General features: G+C 68.7%; 14 protein-coding genes and 1 pseudogene. 2 read left to right on the forward strand and 13 right to left on the reverse strand.

Features of this window, described 5'->3' with window-relative positions; genetic code table 11:
* Positions 1-13: 13 nt before the first annotated feature.
* The 3 genes from xerD to ACQP1K_RS18055 all read right to left on the reverse strand — a co-directional run bounded on the left by xerD (position 14) and on the right by ACQP1K_RS18055 (position 3,470).
* Entirely contained in the window at positions 14-922 is a 909-nt protein-coding gene (xerD, locus tag ACQP1K_RS18045; RefSeq protein ID WP_433496884.1) for a site-specific tyrosine recombinase XerD, read from the reverse strand.
* A 35-nt stretch (positions 923-957) separates the two neighbouring features.
* Entirely contained in the window at positions 958-1,608 is a 651-nt protein-coding gene (locus ACQP1K_RS18050) for an NUDIX domain-containing protein (RefSeq protein ID WP_433501571.1), read from the reverse strand.
* A gap of 107 nt (positions 1,609-1,715) precedes the next feature.
* Positions 1,716-3,470, reverse strand: coding sequence for a CTP synthase (locus ACQP1K_RS18055; protein WP_433501572.1), 1,755 nt, complete (start codon positions 3,468-3,470; stop codon positions 1,716-1,718).
* Positions 3,471-3,657: 187 nt separating this feature from the next.
* On the opposite strand from ACQP1K_RS18055, the gene ACQP1K_RS18060 reads away from it, so the two are divergent.
* The gene (locus ACQP1K_RS18060; RefSeq protein WP_433496885.1) at positions 3,658-4,425 is read left to right on the forward strand and encodes a DapH/DapD/GlmU-related protein; all 768 of its coding nucleotides are present in this window, start codon (positions 3,658-3,660) and stop codon (positions 4,423-4,425) included.
* Here ACQP1K_RS18060 and ACQP1K_RS18065 read toward each other — a convergent pair.
* The 10 genes and pseudogenes from ACQP1K_RS18065 to polA all read right to left on the reverse strand — a co-directional run bounded on the left by ACQP1K_RS18065 (position 4,347) and on the right by polA (position 18,904).
* Positions 4,347-5,543, reverse strand: coding sequence for a cytochrome P450 (locus tag ACQP1K_RS18065; RefSeq protein WP_433496886.1), 1,197 nt, complete (start codon positions 5,541-5,543; stop codon positions 4,347-4,349). The genes ACQP1K_RS18060 and ACQP1K_RS18065 overlap by 79 nt on opposite strands.
* Positions 5,544-5,611: 68 nt before the next feature.
* Positions 5,612-7,723, reverse strand: coding sequence for an excinuclease ABC subunit UvrB (uvrB, locus tag ACQP1K_RS18070; protein ID WP_433496887.1), 2,112 nt, complete (start codon positions 7,721-7,723; stop codon positions 5,612-5,614).
* Positions 7,724-7,933: 210 nt separating this feature from the next.
* Entirely contained in the window at positions 7,934-9,097 is a 1,164-nt protein-coding gene (locus tag ACQP1K_RS18075; protein ID WP_433501573.1) for an HNH endonuclease signature motif containing protein, read from the reverse strand.
* On the reverse strand, positions 9,097-10,071 hold the full coding sequence (locus ACQP1K_RS18080) for a hypothetical protein (RefSeq protein WP_433501679.1): 975 nt from the start codon (positions 10,069-10,071) through the stop codon (positions 9,097-9,099). The genes ACQP1K_RS18075 and ACQP1K_RS18080 overlap by 1 nt, the downstream gene beginning before the upstream one ends.
* A 121-nt stretch (positions 10,072-10,192) precedes the next feature.
* Positions 10,193-10,831, reverse strand: a pseudogene (locus tag ACQP1K_RS18085) (DUF222 domain-containing protein); the annotation flags it as partial.
* Positions 10,832-11,759: 928 nt separating this feature from the next.
* Entirely contained in the window at positions 11,760-12,359 is a 600-nt protein-coding gene (coaE, locus tag ACQP1K_RS18090; RefSeq protein WP_433496888.1) for a dephospho-CoA kinase, read from the reverse strand.
* 105 nt (positions 12,360-12,464) lie between these two features.
* Positions 12,465-12,920, reverse strand: a complete 456-nt coding sequence (locus tag ACQP1K_RS18095; RefSeq protein ID WP_433496889.1) for a GNAT family N-acetyltransferase — start codon at positions 12,918-12,920, stop codon at positions 12,465-12,467.
* Between the two features lie 156 nt (positions 12,921-13,076).
* Positions 13,077-14,543 (reverse strand): 30S ribosomal protein S1, encoded by a 1,467-nt coding sequence (gene rpsA, locus ACQP1K_RS18100; protein ID WP_433496890.1) that lies wholly within the window; start codon positions 14,541-14,543, stop codon positions 13,077-13,079.
* 206 nt (positions 14,544-14,749) lie between these two features.
* Positions 14,750-15,853 (reverse strand): polysaccharide deacetylase family protein, encoded by a 1,104-nt coding sequence (locus tag ACQP1K_RS18105; protein ID WP_433496891.1) that lies wholly within the window; start codon positions 15,851-15,853, stop codon positions 14,750-14,752.
* A 342-nt stretch (positions 15,854-16,195) separates the two neighbouring features.
* Positions 16,196-18,904 (reverse strand): DNA polymerase I, encoded by a 2,709-nt coding sequence (gene polA / locus ACQP1K_RS18110; RefSeq protein ID WP_433496892.1) that lies wholly within the window; start codon positions 18,902-18,904, stop codon positions 16,196-16,198.
* A gap of 134 nt (positions 18,905-19,038) precedes the next feature.
* On the opposite strand from polA, the gene ACQP1K_RS18115 reads away from it, so the two are divergent.
* Positions 19,039-19,386 carry a PaaI family thioesterase gene (locus ACQP1K_RS18115; RefSeq protein ID WP_433501574.1) on the forward strand — a complete coding sequence of 116 codons (348 nt, stop codon included), beginning with the start codon at positions 19,039-19,041 and terminating at the stop codon, positions 19,384-19,386.
* The last annotated feature ends 303 nt before the right edge of the window (positions 19,387-19,689 follow it).

The following is a 19,689-nucleotide window of genomic DNA, read 5'->3' on the forward strand; positions in this document are numbered from 1 at the left end:
GGTCTGGCGTTCTTCAGTTCAGGGCACGGGGATGGGCCGCCGCGTAGACCTCCCGGAGCCTGTCGACCGTCACCAGCGTGTACACCTGCGTGGTGGTCACCGAGGCATGCCCGAGCAGTTCCTGCACAACTCTAACGTCCGCACCGCCGTCAAGGAGATGAGTTGCGAAGGAATGTCGCAACATGTGCGGAGAAACACCGGAAAGTCCTGCTCGCTCCGCCGCGGCCTGCAGCACCTCCCAGGCGCCCTGCCGGGTCAGCCGGCCGCCCCTCGCGTTGAGGAACAGCGCGGGCGTCCCCCGGCCGTGCGACGCGATCTCCGGCCTCGCCCTGACCAGGTAGGCGTCGAGCGCCCTGCGGGCGTACCTGCCCAGCGGCACGAGCCTCATCCGCCCGCCCTTGCCGCGCAGCCGCACCTGGTCCTGCCCGGGGTCGTGGGACACGTCGTCGACGGCCAGCCCGACCGCCTCGGAGATGCGGGCGCCCGTGCCGTACAGAACCTCCAGAAGCGCGCGGTTGCGCAGCGCCAGCGGCGAGTCCTCTGGCCCGCACGCGGCCAGGATGCGCTCCACCTCGGCGACGCTGATCGCCTTGGGCAGGCGCCGCAGCTGCCGCGGCGGGCGGACGTCGTGTGCGGGGTCGTGGCCGGAGACGCCCTCGCGCAGCGCGAACCGATGCAGGCCGCGTACCGCGGACACGGCGCGCGCCGCCGAGCTGGCCACCAGCGCGGGATGCTGGTCGTCCCCCTCCCGCAGCGCGGAGAGGAAGGCGACCACGTCCGCCTCCTTGACATCCGCCAGCGTGGCGAGACCGCGTGCCCTCAGATGGTCCAGATAACGGCGCAGGTCCCGACGGTACGACGCGAGCGTGTTGGCAGACAGCCCCCGCTCCACCGCCAGATGGGCGAGATAGCTGGACAGCACCGCCTCGGGCTCGCTCAGGACGTCCCCCTACGGACTCATGCCTCCGGCGCGTCGGCGGGACGGAGCCCCTTGAAACCGTCGGCGGAAGCTGCGTATGCGGCGAGGATACCGGCGACGGCCGGAGAATTGTGGATCATCCCGGTCAGCGCCGTGTCGACCGCCTCAGCCAGCGGAATCCAGACCGCCGGCATGTCGGTCTCCTCGTGACTGCGGACGAAGGTGTTCTCCTCCTCGGGGATCGGCTCCACGTCACGGGCCAGGAACACCCGGATGCGCTCGTCGGTCATCCCCGGCGAGGTGTAGAGGTCGACCAGCGTGTGCCAGATGCGCGCGCGATATCCGGCCTCCTCGGCCAGTTCACGGGCGGCGCAGTCCACGAGAGGCTCGCCGGGGACGTCGCGAAGACCCGCCGGCAGCTCCCACAGCAGGCGCCGCACCGGATGCCGGTACTGGCGGATCAGCAGCACACGGTCGGCGTCGTCCAGGGCGAGCACCCCGACCGAGCCGGGGTGGACGGCATAGTCCCGGTCGGCCGTCACCCCGCCGGGCATCGCCACGGTGTCGGTCCGCACCGTGATGACACGCCCGGCGAACCGGTCGACGGAGGCGGACACCTCCCACGACTCCGCGACGTCCCGCACGCCGATGCCGTCCTCGCCCGGCCCGCCCGCGTTCCCCGGGTTCACCCGCGACGCGGGCCCGTTCCGCTCGGCTCCGTTCCGCTCGGCTCTGTTCCGCTCGGCTCCGCCTGACGCGGGCCCGTTCCGCTCGGCTCCGTTCCGCTCCGGCACGCTCACTTGGTACGGCCCGCCTTCACCGCGGCCTGGTTCAGGGCCTGGTCGACGGTCTGGTGCACCACCTGGTTCGAGGTCTGGTTCGCGCCGGTCCGGCGGGTCTCGGCGTAGTCGAGCGCGGCCTCCACCAGCCCCTTGAACAGCGGGTGCGGCCTCGTCGGCCGGGAGCGGAACTCCGGGTGCGCCTGCGTGCCGACGAAGAACGGATGCCGGTCGGGGGCGAGCTCGGCGTACTCCACGAGCCTGCCGTCCGGGGACAGACCGGAGAACACCATGCCGACCTTCTCCAGCGGCTCCCGGAACGAGTTGTTCACCTCGTAGCGGTGCCGGTGCCGCTCCTCGGCCCGGGCCTTGCCGTACAGGCGGCGGACGAGCGACCCCTCGGCGAGCTTCGCGGGATAGAGCCCGAGCCGCATGGTGCCGCCCATGTCGCGTTCTCCCGCGACGACGTCCTCCTGGTCGGCCATGGTCGAGATGACCGGGCTCGGCGTCTTCTGGTCGAACTCGGTGCTGTCGGCCTCGGCGATCCCGGCGAGGTCGCGCGCCACCTCGATGACCATGCACTGCATGCCGAGGCAGATGCCGAGCAGGGGGATCTTCCGCTCGCGGGCATGCCGTACCGCGCCGACCTTGCCCTCGATCCCGCGTACGCCGAACCCGCCCGGGATCAGCACGCCGTCGACGCCGTCGAGCTCGCGGGCCGCGCCCTCGGGCGTCTCACACTCATCGCTCTTGACCCAGCGGATGTTGATCCTGCTGTCGGCCGCGAATCCGCCGGCGCGCAGCGCCTCGGTGACGGACAGGTAGGCGTCGGGCAGATCGATGTACTTGCCGACCAGGCCGATCGTCACCTCCTTGGCGGGCCGGTGCACGCGACGCAGGAGCTGGTCCCACTCGGTCCAGTCCACGTCGCGGAACGGCAGGCCGAGCCGCCGCACGACGTACGCGTCCAGGCCCTCGGAGTGCAGAACCTTCGGGATGTCGTAGATCGAGGCCGCGTCGATCGCGGAGACCACCGCGTCCTCGTCCACGTCGCACATCAGGCTGATCTTGCGCTTGAGCGATGTGGTGATCGGCCGGTCGGACCGGCACACGATGGCGTCCGGCTGGATGCCGATGCTGCGCAGGGCGGCGACCGAGTGCTGGGTCGGCTTCGTCTTCAGCTCCCCGCTCGGGCCTATGTACGGCAGCAGCGAGACGTGCAGGAAGAACACGTTGTCGCGGCCGACCTCGTGGCGGACCTGCCGTACGGCCTCGAGGAACGGCAGCGACTCGATGTCGCCCACCGTCCCGCCGACCTCGGTGATCACCACGTCGACGTCGGGACCCGCCATGCCGCGGATGCGGTCCTTGATCTCGTTCGTGATGTGCGGGATGACCTGCACGGTGTCGCCCAGATACTCCCCGCGGCGCTCCTTGGCGATCACGTTGGAGTAAACCTGGCCGGTGGTCACGTTGGCCGAGCCGTGCAGCTCGGTGTCGAGGAAACGCTCGTAGTGGCCGACGTCGAGGTCGGTCTCCGCACCATCGTCGGTGACGAACACCTCACCGTGCTGGAACGGGTTCATCGTTCCCGGATCGACGTTGAGGTAGGGGTCGAGCTTCTGCATCGTGACCCGCAGGCCGCGCATCTTGAGGAGGCGCCCCAGGCTGGAGGCGGTGAGCCCCTTACCGAGACTGGAGGCGACGCCACCGGTGACGAAGAGATGCTTGGTCAGGGTTTGCTTGGCCCGTGCTGGTCTCGGGCTGGACAGTGGTTCCCCGGTCTGGGCGGCGCTGCGCAAGAATGGCTCCCGTGGTCGTCGTCTATCCCGACCGCCCGCTCGGCGGCCGCGATGCCCACGGGCTCTCAGATTATCAAACGCTTCCCGTTATCCGCCCACCTACGTGCGCGAACCCGATTATGGCCGATAAGCCAACCAGCGGGTAACTTGTCCGGTTATGTCGATCGTGAAGCGTGCCGTGGGCCGACTCGTCCACCGCGGATGGGCCTACATGCGCGAGGCGGCCGCGCTCAGCCCCGGTTCCACCGGGGGCTACCGGTTCCGTCGACTCGGCGACGGGGCGTTCATCGCCTTCCCCGTCGGCGCGATCTTCGGGGAGGAGTGGATCGAGATCGGCGACCACACGCTCATCGGCGAGCGGGTCTCCCTCTCCGCCGGCATGGGCCCGGGGGTCGACCTCGGCCCCGACTCGATCGTGCGCATCGGCCGCGGCTGCTCCATCGGCAGGGGCAGCCATATCGTCGGCCACCAGTCCATCGACATCGGCGCGGACGTCTTCACCGGCCCCTACGTCTACATCACCGACCAGAACCACGTGTACGACGACCCGGAGACGCCCATCGGGCGGCAGTGGCCGCGCAACAAGCCCGTCGTCATCGGGTCGGGCTCCTGGCTGGGCACGGGGGCGATCATCCTGCCGGGGACCCGGATCGGCCGGCAGTCGGTCGTCGCAGGCGGCGCGGTCGTGCGGGGCGAGTTCCCCGACCACTCGGTGATCGCCGGAGTGCCCGCCAGGGTCGTCCGGCGGTACGTCCCCGGCGAGGGCTGGAGCACGGCTTCCCCGGGTTCGTCGACGGAGCCGGGCGGTGCCCGCGGTGTGCCCCGCCCGGTCGGTCGATGGCCCGATCAGGTCTCCTTCGGGAACACCAGCGGTACGGTATCCAGGCCCACCACGCCCGACGGCCAGGTGACCCGCGGGGTGTGACCGGGAGCGAGCCGATACGGGGGCATGCGGCGGTGCCACTCCTCCAAAACCACGGCGAACTCCATCCGCGCCAGATGGATGCCGACACACCGATGCGGCCCGCCGCCGAAGGTCAGATGGTTGTAGGCGCGCTCGGCGTCGAACACATCCGGATCGTCGAGCTCGGCGGGGTCGCGGTTGGCGGCGCCCAAGGCGACGCCCACGTTCGAACCGGCCGGGATGTGATGGCCGTACAGTTCCACGTCACGCGTGGCCACACGCGGCAGGACACAGTTGGCGGGATCGATCCGAAGCATCTCCTCGGTCACGTCCGGAATGATCGACGGATCTTCAGCGACCCGGGACTGGAGTCCTGGGTCCGCTGCCAGCTTGGCGAACATCAGGCTGAGCGCCGAGGTGACGCTGCCGATGCCCGCGATGATGAACAGGAAGCACAGCCCCAGCGCTTCGGTGTCGCTGAGCGGGTCGTCCTCGGTGTCGGCGAACATCTCGGCGAGCAGGCCGCTTCCGTCGCCGCTCCGGCAGGCGGCGACGTGAGCCGCGACGTACTCGAACAGCTGCTGTGCCGACTCCATCACCTGCGGAGGGGGCTCGGCGGAGCCGGACAGATCGGCGAAATCGACGATCGCGTCCTTCCAGGCCAGGAGACGCTCCCTATCCTCCAGCGGCAGGCCGAAGAGCATCAGGAACACATCGGCGGGGAAGGGTCTGGCAAGCTCGGCGACCACCTCGCAGGAGTCCTTACCGACAATGCGATCGATGAGCGAGTTCACCTGCTCACGGGACGATCGTTCGAGGCGGGCGGCCGTCCGCGGCGTGAAGAACGGCTGCAGAATTCGCCGATAACGGGTGTGAGCCGGTGGATCGGAAGCGATCGGCAGCAACGGCACAGGGCTGCCCAACGTGGCGAACGCCTGCTCCGAGGAGAAGACCTCGGGATTGCGCAGCACGTGATCCGCGCCCTCCCGGGTGGTGACGACGAACCCGCCGTTCTTGAGACGTACGACGGGACCGGCATCTCGGAGCATGGCGTACGGAGCCGTGCGGTCCTCTTCCATCGGCAGCTCTTCGAGGCTCAGCGATCCGGACAGAGGGGTGTGATGCGCATCGCCGCTCATGTTCCTCCTACCTGCTTGATCAAGGCCAGGAGGATCATACGATCGAAAAAATCATAAAGATAGGGTCGTCATTCGACCCCAGCCTCACGCATATCGCGAACCTCTCGCTTGAGTTCCTTGATCTCATCGCGGAGCCGGGCCGCGACCTCGAACTGGAGGTCGGCCGCCGCCGTGTGCATCTGCTCGGTGAGCGACTCGATCAGTGCCTCGAGCTGCGCCCTCGGCATCTCGCCCACAATGGCCTTCGCGTGCCGACCTGTCTGCTTGGAGGCGAGACCGGGGACCGGAGCCTTGCCGCGTGACTGCTGACGACCGGCACCGCCGAGCATCTGTGCGGTGTCCGCGTCCTCCCGGGCGAGACTGTCGAGAATGTCGGCGATCTTCTTGCGCAGCGGCTTCGGGTCGATGCCGTTGGCCTCGTTGTAGGCGACCTGCTTGGCCCGGCGCCGATTGGTCTCCTCGATCGCCCGCTCCATACTCGGCGTGATCTTGTCCGCGTACATGTGCACCTGGCCGGACACGTTACGTGCCGCCCGGCCGATGGTCTGGATCAGCGAGGTCTCGGACCGCAGGAAGCCCTCCTTGTCGGCGTCCAGGATGGACACCAGCGACACCTCGGGCAGGTCGAGGCCCTCACGGAGCAGGTTGATGCCGACGAGCACGTCGAACTCGCCCAGGCGCAGCTCACGCAGCAACTCGATGCGGCGCAGCGTGTCCACCTCGCTGTGCAGATAACGGACCCGGATGCCGTTCTCGAGCAGGTAGTCGGTCAGATCCTCGGCCATCTTCTTGGTCAGCGTCGTGACCAGGACCCGCTCGTCTCGCTCGGCCCGTGTCCTGATCTCCTCCATGAGGTCGTCGATCTGGCCCTTCGTGGGCTTGACCACGACCTCTGGGTCGACCAGGCCGGTGGGCCGGATGACCTGTTCGACCACATCGCCCTTGCTGCGCCCCAACTCGTACGGCCCGGGCGTGGCCGACAGGTAGACGGTCTGGTCGATCCGCTCCAGGAACTCCTCCCACTTCAGCGGGCGGTTATCCATCGCGGACGGCAGGCGGAAGCCATGCTCGACGAGTGTCCGCTTGCGCGAGGCGTCGCCCTCGTACATGGCCCCGATCTGGGGAACCGTCTGGTGCGACTCGTCGAGGACGAGCAGGAAGTCCTCCGGGAAGAAGTCCAGCAGCGTGTGCGGCGGACTGCCCTCCTCGCGCCCGTCGATGTGACGGGAATAGTTCTCGATGCCGGCGCAGGTGCCGATCTGGCGCATCATCTCGATGTCATAGGTGGTCCGCATGCGCAGCCGCTGGGCCTCCAGCAGCTTGCCCTGCCGCTCCAGATCCGCGAGCCGCTCGACGAGCTCGGCCTCGATGCCGTTGATCGCCCGCTCCATCCGCTCCGGTCCGGCCACATAGTGCGATGCCGGGAAGATGTGCAGCTCGTCGTCCTCCTCTACGACCTCACCGGTCAGCGGGTGGAGGGTGGACAGCTTCTCGATCTCGTCACCGAACATCTCGATGCGGACGGCGAGTTCCTGGTAGACCGGAATGACCTCGACGGTGTCCCCTCGCACCCGGAAAGTGCCGCGGGTGAAGGCCAGATCGTTCCGGGTGTACTGCATGTCGACGAGCCTGCGCAGCAGGTGGTCTCTCTCGATCTGCTGGCCCACCTTCAGGCCGACCATCCGCTCGACGTATTCCTGGGGGGTGCCCAGACCGTAAATGCAGGAGACCGAGGCGACCACGACCACGTCGCGCCGCGACACCAGCGACCACGTCGCCGAGTGCCGCAGCCGCTCCACCTCCTCGTTGATCGAGGAGTCCTTCTCGATGTAGGTGTCGCTCTGGGGAACGTACGCCTCGGGCTGGTAGTAGTCGTAATACGAGACGAAGTACTCGACCGCGTTGTTCGGCAGCATTTCGCGGAGCTCGTTGGCGAACTGAGCTGCGAGCGTCTTGTTCGGCTGCATGACCAGTGTGGGACGCTGAAGCCGCTCCACCAGCCAGGCCACGGTGGCGGTCTTGCCGGTGCCCGTCGCACCCAGCAGGACCGTGTCCTTCTCTCCCCTCCGGACCCGGCGCTCCAGTTCGGCGATGGCCGTCGGCTGGTCACCGGACGGCGTCATCTCGGTGACGACCTCGAAAGGCGCCGCCTTGCGCTGCAGGTCGATCAGAGACTTCATCGCTCGCTCACCACTCCACTCTTGCCCCGGCACGCCCGACCCTGGCCCGCCCGTCCCCGGCGCCGGATGCTCACGTCTCCATAACCTATGCGGCGCGACCGACAATTCCGGTACGGTTCCCCAGCCCCGCCCTGGATTCCGGGGGCCATGGGTTCCGGCACCCCTGCCGACCTCCTGATTCCAGACCGCACACCGGCAGGACGGAGGCCTTCAGAAAGGGGGGAGATCATGATCGATCGTAAGCCCGACTCTGAAAAAGTTCTCTTGTTCAGGTCTTTCCTCTTCTGCTGCTTCTGGCCATACCCGGCTCGGCCCCGATCCCATGGCCGCGTGTCGTGCCGGTCCCGGTCTTGACGTCGAGTCTTCGGCCGGAACCTCATCGGCCATGATCGGCTCGGTGTCCTGTGGCAGGCGGCCGGGAGGCGCCTCGGGCCAGTTCCGCGGCTGCGGATCGGGCAGAGGGACCATGATCGGAGGGAGCCGGACCGGGTAGACATGCCCGAGCGGGCTGGTCCAGACGGTGAGACCCGGCTCGGGCCTGGTCACCCGCCAGCCGCCCTCGTGCTTGGCGCGATGGTCGTGCCGACAGGCCAGCTCCAGATTGTCCGCACAGGTGGGGCCGGCCAGGGACCAGTCCACGATGTGGTCCTGGTCGGTCTTGGTCGCAGGCACGCGGCAACCGGGCCAGGAACACACCCGGCCACGGATTTGGACATAACGCCGCAAGACGGCATCAGCCCGCCGCCGTCCGACCTCACCACGATCTGAATCACCGCGACCGGCCCCACCACCGCATGAATCACTGCGACCACCTGGATCACCACTGCCTGGATCACCACTGCCTGGGTCGCCGCGACCTGCCCCACCACCGCATGAATCACCGCGACCACCTGGATCACCGCGACCACCGGGATCACCACTGCCTGGATCACCGGCGAGCCCGCGGCCCTCACCCCAGCCGGATCCGCCGTGTCCCAGATGGCGGCGGGCCTGCCGGAACAGATCGGCCAGGAGCTTCGACCAGGCATCCGCGCCGGCGGGCCGGCGCGTCAGTTCACACAGACGCGCCCAGGAAATCTGCAGTTCCACGATCCCGCCCCGGCGCGTATCACGCAAAGGCACATCCCCGGCCGGGCAGGCGTCCCCGGCCGGGCGAACGTCAACTGCGGGACGGGCCGCACCCGGAGAGGAGATGACCGGTCGCGCGCGGCGGCGGGTGATCCCGGCGTGCAACAGCCGGCCGTCGTCACCGCACACGGCGAACCGCCACTCCCCCGACAGCATCCCGGCCACGATCCGACGGGCCAGGTCCGCGTGCACGAATCCCCAGCCGGGCACCTGAGCGGGATGCTCATCGAGTCCCAGCAGAGTCATCACCCCGACACGGATCTCACCGACCGCCCGCCCCCGGCCCGCCCGCACCGGCTCCTCCCCGCCCGGCCCGGCCCCCACGATGAGCCCGGCCACGCCCAGCACGCCCCCACCGTCGCCGCCGCTGTCACGACCACCACCATCACGGTCACGGCCACCCCGGCGGCCGCCCCCACCCACACCATCACTTTCGGGTTCATCGCCGGTCCCAGCGCCGGGAACACACCCGCGACCGCGACCGGGATCACAGCCAGGACCAGGGCTGGGAACGGGATCGTGACCACCGTCAGGGCCCTCACCCACACCGGAGCCGACGCCGGAATCGACACCGGAACCGGCGTCAGGATCGGTGCCACGCTCGGGAACGGGACAGCAATCAGGACGAGCACCAGGGTCACAGCCAGGATCAGGGCCGACCCCAGCACCGGAAGCGGGACCACCGCCGAAATCAGCACCACGGTCGGGACCTTGGCCACGGCCGAAATCAGCACGACAATCGGCACCGGCACCGGGCATGGGATCAGGCCCAGGAGCGGGACCAGGATCAAAGCCAGGGCCGGCCCCAGCAGCGGGGTCGGAACCAGGACCGGATCCGGGACCGGAGCCAAGGCCGGGACCGGGGCCGGAGCCAAGGCCGGGACCGGGGCCGGAGCCAAGGCCGGGACCGGGGCCGGAGCCAAGGCCGGGACCGGGGCCGGAGCCAAGGCCGGGACCGGGGCCGGAGCCAAGGCCGGGACCGGAGTCGGGACCGGAGTCGGGATGAGATCCGAAAGCGGGACCAGGACCAGCATCAGAACCGGGGCCGAAGCCGGAATCAGGACCAGGGCCGGGGCCGGGATCAGGGCCAGAGCCGGAATCAGGACCGGGACCGGGATCACGACCGGGATCAGGGCCAGAGCCGGAATCAGGACCGGGACCGGGATCACGACCGGGATCAGGGTCGGGGTCGGGGTCGATGAAGGGATGCGCGCGGACATGAGCGACGATCTCTTCATCGCTCAGTCTCTCGAACGAGCCGTCCAGCGATCCCAGGAACAGATCCGCCCGGATGTGATCGATCGGCCGCCGATCTCCGGCGCGCTTGCACGCCCGTGCCAGCACATCGATCCGCTCGCACCCGGCCGCGGCCCGATCCAGGGGCAGGTCCAGCCCCGACACGCTCGCCGTGCCGTCGCCGTTGCGCGTCCCCACCACCCGGCGCCGCCGCACCGCCTCGGCATACCGTTTCTGCGCCCACAACGGATCGATCGCCAGCACCATCCGCTGGATCCGCTCGATCAGCTCCCCGACCGTCCAGCCCGGCGCCTGCCCCACCAGCCGGGCGCACACCTGCCCGGCCTGCTCATCGGTCAGCCCCGCCGTCCAGCGGACGAACGCCACCGCCCGCGGCTCATCCAGCACCCCCGCCAGCATCGCCTCCCCCAGCACCGGCAACCGCCGATGCACATTCCAGGCCAGCTCGAAAGCGTTATCGGAACGGCGGCGCGACCACACCAGCGCCGCCCGCGCCTCATCAGGAGCGAACTCATCGGGCACCTGAACCCGGCGCACCTCCTGGCCCGACCCCTGCTCGCGCAGCCCCACCTCCAGCAACACCACCAAAAACCAGGCCCGGGCATGACACACCTGCCGGTAGGCCGCCTTCAACACCTCCACCGTGTCGAACCCCGACACCCGGCACGCATCCACCCCGGCCAGCACCACCGCCAGCTCCGCCCCCGGCACCGCCCGGGCCATCCCCTCCGGCAGCGGCACCGGCACCCCGCCCCCACCATCCAGCCACCCCGCCCACACCCCACTCCCGACCCCGCCCCCACCACACCCGGCACCGGCATCGGCATCGGCATCGGCATCGGCATCGGCACCAACAGTGGAAGAAGCAGGAGCAGGAACCGGGACATCCCCCGGCGACACGACCGGCAGACACGGCACCGGCGACCCACCCGGCAAGACCGGCACAGACAACGGAACAGCCACGACGGACACCCCCTCACCGAGACGAAAACAACCACCCCGATCACCCGACCGGGACTCCCCTTGACAGGAAACGGCTACCTCAGCACTCGGCGAATGGCCCGAAACAGCCCGCCGGCAAAACCCACCCTCAACGTCTACCCCAACCCTACCTCGAACACCTTATCGAACACAACCCGTCACACTCCGCAATCACCCCTGCTGACCCGGGGATCAATTCGCCGCCGAGGACAAGGCCACCGTGAGGCCAGGCTCGCACAGGAACGCAGGTAATCGGGGATGTCCGGCACGCCCATTGAGAACCCGGTGGCCCGCCGGTGAGATCTCACGGATGCGGGACTCCATCGGGCGACCGCGGGTCTCGTCCGTATGTCTGTGCGAATCACATGGCGGGCGGCCCGGCTGCCCGCCGTGACATCGCGTCCCTCGCCGATCGCCCTATCCCGGCCGAGGCCGGCGTACCGGCAGAACCGCTGATGTCGTGGCGAAGTCGTCCATCGGAGTGACGACGGGAACGATCGCACCCTTGCCGTATGATCGCGAGGCCGGGGGATCGCCGGTACGCCGGAGCGTCGAACTCGGCTACCTGGGCGCCGATATCACGCGGCCGAAAAGGCGGACGAACACCAGCGCCGCGTCGTCGTACCCGAACCGTGGTTCCGCGCGAAACCGAGCTACGGGCAGCTCTCGATCATGCGGCCGCTCGGGCGACGAGCTCGTCCCAAACCTCGGCGACCCGCTTCTCCAGGGCGTCCAGTGAACCCTCGTTGTCGATCACGATGTCGGCCACCTTGAGGCGATCCTCACGGGTGGCCTGAACCGCGATCCGGGCCCGGGCGTCCTCCTCGGCCATGCCCCGGAACTCCAGCAACCGGCGGATGCGCACGTCATCTGGGGCATCGACGACGATCACTACGTCGTACATCGGGGCGAGGCCGTTCTCGGCGAGCAACGGCACGTCGTAGACGACGATCGCCCCGGCCGGAGCGGCCTGCTGGAGCTCCTGCACCCTGGCGCCGACCCTCGGGTGGACGATCCCGTTGAGCTTCTCCAGCTTGCCGGAGTCGGCGAACACGATAGAGCCGAGCCGTTCCCGGTCGAGCGTCCCATCGGGGTGCAGCACACCGGCGCCGAACGTCTCGACGATCTCAGCGAGCCCGGGCGTTCCCGGCTCGACGACCTCACGCGCGATCTTGTCCGCGTCGATGACGATCGCGCCGCGCTCCGCGAGCCGCCGCGACACCTCACTCTTGCCCGAGCCGATGCCGCCCGTGAGCCCAACCCTGAACACGGTCCGCAGCCTACCGGGCTTCGGTACGGCACCGGGCAGGGCGTGGCGATACGCGGTGCCGTACGCGTGATGGGAGAGGCGCGGCGGACGTACGGATGCGGCCCGTCAGCGGCTGAGACGTAGATGTACCAGGGTCAGGTGGTCCTGCACGCGCTCACGGCGGGTCTCGCGGTAGCCGAACCGCCGGTACAACCGCAGGTTGCCCTCGGAAAGGTGGCCGGTGGACAGATCGAACGCGGTGGCCTTCGGCACGGCCTCGTGCAGCGCACCGAGCAGCCGGCCGCCGGTCCCCCGTCCCTGCCGATCGGGCGCGACGATCAGGCGGGCGACGACGCACGTCGAGCCGGACAACTGACCGCGGACGGATCCGACCAGCCGGGCGCCCTCCGTCGCCTTGAGCACGATGCCGCCCTCGATCACCTTGCGCACCTGCTCGACCGTTTCGACGAGCGGGGGCAGGAACGGGTCGCCGTAGAGCTGCGCCTCGGTCACGTAGGCGGCCCGCTGGAGGGTGAGGATCTCCCCGGCGTCCCCGGGCGCGGCCCGTTCGATGTCCACCACGCCGTCACCTTATCGGTGGCGGAAGAGGCCACATGTGACGGGAACAGCCGGACACGCGGAAGGCCCCGCCGAAGCGGGGCCTCCGTGTCGTTCTCTGAACCGGTGCTCTCTGATCCGGTGCCTTCGGGACCGGCGCTCTCGAACCGGTCTCCCGGGTCAGCTCTGGCCGCCGGCCAGCTTCTCGCGCAGGGCCGCGAGAGCCTCGTCGGAGGCGAGGGCGCCGCCGCTCGACTGGCTCTGCGAAGAGGTCTCGCCGGCGTAGGACGAAGAGGCCGCCTGGCTGGCCGCCGCCTCCTCCTGCCGGGCCTTCTCGATCTGCGACTTGTGCGCCTCGAAGCGGGCCTGGGCCTCGGCGTACTGCCGCTCCCACTCCTCGCGCTGCTTGTCGAAGCCCTCCAGCCACTCGCCGGTCTCGGCGTCGAAGCCCTCGGGGTAGATGTAGTTGCCCTGCTCGTCGTACGTCGCCGCCATGCCGTACAGGGTGGGGTCGAACTCGACCTCGGCGCCGACGCCCTCGTTGGCCTGCTTGAGCGACAGGGAGATCCTGCGGCGGTCGAGGTCGATGTCGATGATCTTGACGAAGATCTCCTCGCCGACCGTCACGACCTGCTCCGGGATCTCCACGTGGCGCTCGGCCAGCTCGGAGATGTGCACCAGGCCCTCGATGCCCTCCTCGACGCGGACGAACGCGCCGAACGGCACCAGCTTGGTGACGCGGCCGGGCACGACCTGGCCGATCTGGTGGGTCCGGGCGAACTGCTGCCACGGGTCCTCCTGCGTCGCCTTGAGCGACAGCGAGACCCGCTCGCGCTCCATGTCGACGTCCAGGACCTCGACCGTGACCTCCTGGCCGACCTCGACGACCTCGGAGGGGTGATCGATGTGCTTCCAGGACAGCTCGGAGACGTGCACCAGGCCGTCGACGCCACCGAGGTCCACGAACGCACCGAAGTTGACGATCGAGGAGACGACGCCCTTGCGGACCTGGCCCTTCTGCAGGGTGTTGAGGAACGTCTGGCGCACCTCGGACTGCGTCTGCTCGAGCCAGGCGCGGCGGGACAGCACCACGTTGTTGCGGTTCTTGTCCAGCTCGATGATCTTGGCCTCGAGTTCGCGGCCGACATACGGCTGCAGATCGCGGACGCGGCGCATCTCGACCAGGGACGCCGGCAGGAAGCCCCGCAGGCCGATGTCGAGGATGAGACCACCCTTGACGACCTCGATGACGGTGCCGGTGACGATGCCGTCCTCGTCCTTGATCTTCTCGATCGTGCCCCATGCCCGCTCGTACTGAGCGCGCTTCTTGGACAGGATCAGGCGGCCTTCCTTGTCCTCCTTCTGGAGGACCAGCGCCTCGACGTGCTCCCCGACCTCGACGACCTCGGCGGGGTCGACGTCATGCTTGATGGAGAGCTCGCGGGACGGGATCACGCCTTCGGTCTTGTAGCCGATGTCGAGCAAGACCTCGTCTCGATCGACCTTGACAACGGTGCCCTCAACGATGTCGCCGTCGTTGAAGTACTTGATGGTCTCGTCGATCGCGGCGAGGAAGGCCTCCTCGGAACCGATGTCGTTGACCGCTACCTGCGGGGTGCTCGAGGTGGCCTCAGTGCTGCTCGTCATGTGTGGAATTGCTCCGAACCGGACAGATGTCGTTGTGACGAAAGCGCGGCGGGCTTGTTTTCGGTCATCGGAGGCTGTTCAGCTACCACAGCGACTGATGACCGAGCGCGAGCCCGCTCCGTCCGAGACGCGCGCGAGCCCACAACGCAGCGATCAGCATATGAGACATGACGGGCTGGGGTCAATCCGAGGCAAGGGGACAGGCGCTAGTAGACGACGATCTTCCCGGCTCGCTTTGAGGCTACCGTGTCGCGGAGTTTGCGTGGGATCGACACGCTCTTGGGATCCCCATCGGACGTATACCGCTTCTTGGGATGATCGTCCAACCAATCGAGCCAGTAGGTCGTGCACCAACGGCTGCATTCCCCGTGTTTTCCGTTTGACTGGATCCTCGGGATCGCGTAGCGCTCGAACTTTTTCGCGAAGGGCGAAACGGCGGGCTCCGCCCCGGCCAGGAACACGCCGTCGAAGTCGTATCTCGTGCCGTCCCACTTCCCGTCGTGCGCCACGCTCAGCTTCCTGGGCCGGGAGCCGTACGGCAGGGCGAGCGTGGTGGACGGCCCCGTGCCGAGCTTGGCGAGCAGCCGCTCCTGCCGCACGATCTGCTCGCTCACCCGCTTCGTCGGCAGACTGCGCAGATCCGGGTGATCATAGGTGTGGTTGGCCACCTCGAAACCACGCTCGACGAGCCACTTCACGGCCCGGGTCTGCTCGGCCCGATCGTTCAGGCCGAACGGGGTCCGGTTGACCCAGAACGTGGCGACCGGCCGGAATTCCGGATATTTGGCGGCGACCTCGTAGATGATGCCGACGGCCGTGTCGCGCTTCGGCGCCCCGTCGGAGTCCAGGGCGAAGTGGCTGGAGTGGCCGTCGTCGAAGGTGAGGACGACGGGATGGGAGCCCGCGGGAATGTCGATCTCGCCGGACACGAACTCGGCGGCCGTGATCGGCACATAGTTCTTCCTGGCCAGCCGCTCCAGCTCCTTGCGGAACTGGCCGGGGGTGCGATCGATGGAGGCGATCCGCTTGGGCAGCAGCCGGTGATACATGATCACCGGAACCAGCCCGGCCTCGTTGGCCTTCACCTTCTTCGCGGACTCCGGCGTCGCGGTCACCGGTTCCTTATCGCCGGGCGGCGCCTCGGCTGACGCGGTGGCCGGGGCCGGCTCCGACGGCCGCGCCGCCACCGCCGTCCGGGCGCCGTCGCCTCCCGAATTCCACCGGGGCAGCAGCGTGAGCACGATGAGGCCCACCACGACCACGACGACGTTGGCCAGCACCGTGACACGAGTAACATCCCGCACGATCATCCGACCATAATGCCCAAATTTTACCGAAATCACATCGAACGTTGACCGGGCTCGGGACCATGATCAAGTGACGGGCAGGCGAGAAAAGCCGCCGGTGATCGGCGCTGAAACCCATCAGCGCTGACCGCCGATCGACACTGAAACCGATCGGCACTGAAATCAATCAACGCTGACCGCCGATCGGCATTGGATACCGATCGGCGCTGAATACCGATCAGCGCTGGGGTACCGGCCGAAGCCGGAGCCGATCACCCCTGAAGACGATCACTCCGAACGACGAACACCATAGAGTCGATCGCCACTGGATTCGATCGTCCTGGGTGACGAACGTCATGGAGTCGATCAGTGGCCGGCGTCCTCCCACGTCTCGCCGACGCCGACGGAGACGTCGAGCGGCACCCGCAGGTCGTAGGCCGCGCCCATCTGCTCGCGCACGAGCGCGGTCAGGCCCTCCAGCTCCCCCGGCGCGACTTCGAACACCAGCTCGTCGTGGACCTGGAGCAGCATCCGCGAGCGCATGCCCGCCATCGCCTGCCGCACGTTGAGCATGGCGACCTTGATGATGTCGGCGGCGGAACCCTGGATGGGCGCGTTGAGCGCCATCCGCTCCGCCATCTCGCGCCGCTGACGGTTGTCGCTCGTGAGGTCGGGCAGGTAACGGCGGCGGCCGAGGATGGTCTCGGTATAGCCATCTGTACGTGCCTGCGCCACGATGGCCTCAAGGTAGTCGTGGACTCCGCCGAACTCCTCGAAGTACTCCTCCTTGAGCGCCCGGGCCTCCTGGACGGAGATGCCGAGCTGACCGGACAGCCCGAAGTCGGACAGCCCGTAGGCCAGGCCGTAGTTCATCGCCTTGATGCGCGCCCGCAGGTCGGCGGTCACCTCCTCGGGCGGCAGGTCGAAGACCCTGGCGGCGGTCGCCTGGTGGAAGTCGTGACCCGACTCGAACGCGGCGATCAGCGCCTCGTCCCCCGACAGGTGCGCCATGATCCGCAGCTCGATCTGGCTGTAGTCCGCCGTCAGCAGCGTCTCGTAGCCCTCGCCCACGGTGAAGCCCTTGCGGATGCGGCGGCCCTCGACGGTCCTGATCGGGATGTTCTGCAGGTTCGGCTTCTCACTCGACAGCCGCCCGGTCGCGGCGACGATCTGGTTGAACGTCGTGTGGATGCGCCCGTCGTCGGAGATCTCCTTGATCAGCCCTTCGACCGTGGTCCGCAGCTTGGTCTGATCACGGTGCCTGAGCAGGATCGTCGGCAGCTCGTTGTCGGTCTGCAGCGCCAGCCAGGCCAGCGCGTCGGCGTCCGTCGTGTACCCGGTCTTGATCTTCTTGGTCTTCGGCAGGCCGAGCTTGCCGAAGAGGATCTCCTGGAGCTGTTTGGGCGAGCTCAGGTTGAACTGCTCGCCCACGACCTGATGCGCGGCCTCGACGGCCTGCTTCACGGCGGCGCCGAACTCCGCTTCCAGCGCGGCGAAATACTGCCTGTCGGTGCCGATCCCGGCCCGCTCCATCTCGGCCAGCACCCGCACCAGGGGCAGCTCCACCTCGGTGACCAGCCGGGTGCCGCCGCGCTTCGACAGGTGCTCCTCCAGCGCGTCGGCCAGCTCGCGTACGGCATGGGCCCGCAGAGCGAGGTCACGGGCCTCGCCCGCGTCGACGTCGTCGAACAGCGAGGCCTGGCCGTTCGGCGCGGTCTCCGTACGCAACTCACGGCGCAGGTAGCGCAGCACCAGGTCGTCGAGCGGGAACGAACGCTGCCCCGGCAGCGCCAGATAGGCCGCCAGGGCGGTGTCACAGGTGAGGCCGCGCAGGTCCTGCCCGTACGCCCACAGCGCGAGCAGCGGCCCCTTGGCGTCGTGTACGGCCTTGGGCCGCGACTCGTCGGCCAGCCACTCCCCGAGGGCCGCCTCGTCTTCGGGGGTGAGCCGTGTGGGGTCCACGTAGGCCGCGCCGGTCGCCGTGGCGATGGCGATGCCGTCCAACCGGCCGGTGCCGCTGCCGTACGCGCCGCGGAACGCGAGCCCGGCCCGGCCCCCCTCCTGCTCGGACGGCTCGGGCAGGCCGGCCAGCCACCCGGCCACCTGGCCCGGCTCCAGCACGGTCACCTCGAGCTCGAAGCCCTCCTCCGCCTCGGGCTCCGCCGCACCGGAGGCGCCGAGGGTCTTGAAGAGCCGTTCGCGCAGTTCGCCCCGGATCTGCAGGGCGTCGAGCAGCCTGTTGACCTCCTCGCGGTCCCACTGGCCCATCGTCAGGTCGGCCACACCCGCCTCGACGACGACGTCGCGTCGCAGCTCGGTCAGCATCCGGTTGTGGATCACCTGGCCGAGATGATCGCGCAGCCGCTCGCCCGCCTTGCCCTTCACCTCGTCGGCCCGCCTGACCAGCTCGTCGAGCGATCCGTACTCGACGATCCACTTGGTGGCGGTCTTCTCGCCCACACCGGGGATGTTGGGCAGGTTATCGCTGGGATCGCCGCGCAGCGCGGCGAAGTCCGGGTACTGCGCCGGGGTGAGGCCGTACTTGTCCGCGACCGCCTCAGGGGTGAAGCGCGTCATGTCGCTGATGCCGCGTCTGGTCATCAGCACGGTGATCCGCTCGTCGACGAGCTGGAGCGCGTCGCGGTCCCCGGTGACGATCAGCACGTCCATGTCCTCGGCGGCGGCCCGGGTGGCCAGCGTCGCGATCAGGTCGTCGGCCTCGAATCCGGCCAGCGACAGCCGGGGAACGCGCAGGGCGTCGAGCAGTTCGAAGATGAGCTGCATCTGGCCGCGGAAGTCCTCCGGCGTCTCCGCCCGGTTCGCCTTGTATCCGTCGTACGCCTCGTGCCTGAAGGTCGGCTCGCTGCGGTCGAAGCAGACCGCCACATGGCTCGGCCGTTCGTCGCGCAGGACGTTGGTCAGCATGGAGGTGAAACCGTAGACCGCCTCCGTGTGCTGGCCGTCGGTCGTCATGAGATTGGCGTCCTTGAGCGCGTAGAAGGCGCGGTACGCAAGGGAATGCCCGTCCAGGAGCAGCAGCCGCGGACGGTCGGGGGTCGCTTCACTCTTCGGCACATCCGCAGCCTAGTCTCCCTGTACGACATAAAACCCGGGCTCCGCCCAGAGGAGGTCTCCCCTTGACCCTCATCGATCCCGAGGAGTTCCTCGCCGCCGTCAACCGGGCCGGCGAGGGCCACCTGCACGAGCGCATGGGCATCGAGGTCCTTGAGGCGAGCGCCGAGCGGATGGTCGGCCGCATGCCCGTCGAGGGCAACACCCAGCCGTACGGCCTGCTCCACGGCGGCGCCTCCTGCGTGCTCGCCGAGACGCTGGGATCCTTCGGCGCCACGCTGCACGCGGGCCCCGGGCGGATCGCCGTGGGAATCGAGATCAGCGCGACGCACCATCGGTCGGCCGCATCCGGCCACGTCACCGCGATCGCGACCCTCGTGCACGGCGGCCGTACGCTCGCGACCTACCACATCGAGATCAACGACGACCTCGGGCGGCGGGTGTGCACGGCGCGCCTGACCTGCATGCTCCGCGACGCCGAGTGATCGTCACGCCGTACCATCGCGGCCGGGCCGAGAGAAGCAGACATTCCACTCATTGACTCCATAACAGAACGACCTTGCGGCTTTCTTTGCACACCTGCCCCTCGGGTCGCTAGCGTGGTGCCCCCAGAGCCCGTGGGGACCGAGTAGACAACGTGCGGAGCCGGGGAAGCTGTGTACGGACCCAAAGGTCCTCCGCGGGCTCACCAAGCTTTCTCCGCGCCTCGTCCACCGTTTTCGCGTCTTTCGAGACGCCGGCGGCGCGGGGGCCGCGGCGTGCACAGCGGCCCGGGCGAACAGAACGGC

Origin of the sequence: Sphaerimonospora sp. CA-214678 (assembly GCF_050942215.1) — a bacterium.
Lineage (GTDB): Bacteria > Actinomycetota > Actinomycetes > Streptosporangiales > Streptosporangiaceae > Sphaerimonospora.

Coding starts and splice junctions, on each gene's coding strand:
- ACQP1K_RS18060 (WP_433496885.1), top strand. CDS start 3,658: ATGTCGATCGTGAAGCGTGCCGTGGGCCGACTCGTCCACCGCGGATGG.
- rpsA (WP_433496890.1), bottom strand. CDS start 14,543: ATGACGAGCAGCACTGAGGCCACCTCGAGCACCCCGCAGGTAGCGGTC.
- ACQP1K_RS18080 (WP_433501679.1), bottom strand. CDS start 10,071: ATGTCCGCGCGCATCCCTTCATCGACCCCGACCCCGACCCTGATCCCG.
- ACQP1K_RS18075 (WP_433501573.1), bottom strand. CDS start 9,097: ATGACTCTGCTGGGACTCGATGAGCATCCCGCTCAGGTGCCCGGCTGG.
- ACQP1K_RS18065 (WP_433496886.1), bottom strand. CDS start 5,543: ATGAGCGGCGATGCGCATCACACCCCTCTGTCCGGATCGCTGAGCCTC.
- ACQP1K_RS18105 (WP_433496891.1), bottom strand. CDS start 15,853: ATGATCGTGCGGGATGTTACTCGTGTCACGGTGCTGGCCAACGTCGTC.
- uvrB (WP_433496887.1), bottom strand. CDS start 7,723: ATGAAGTCTCTGATCGACCTGCAGCGCAAGGCGGCGCCTTTCGAGGTC.
- ACQP1K_RS18115 (WP_433501574.1), top strand. CDS start 19,039: ATGGGCATCGAGGTCCTTGAGGCGAGCGCCGAGCGGATGGTCGGCCGC.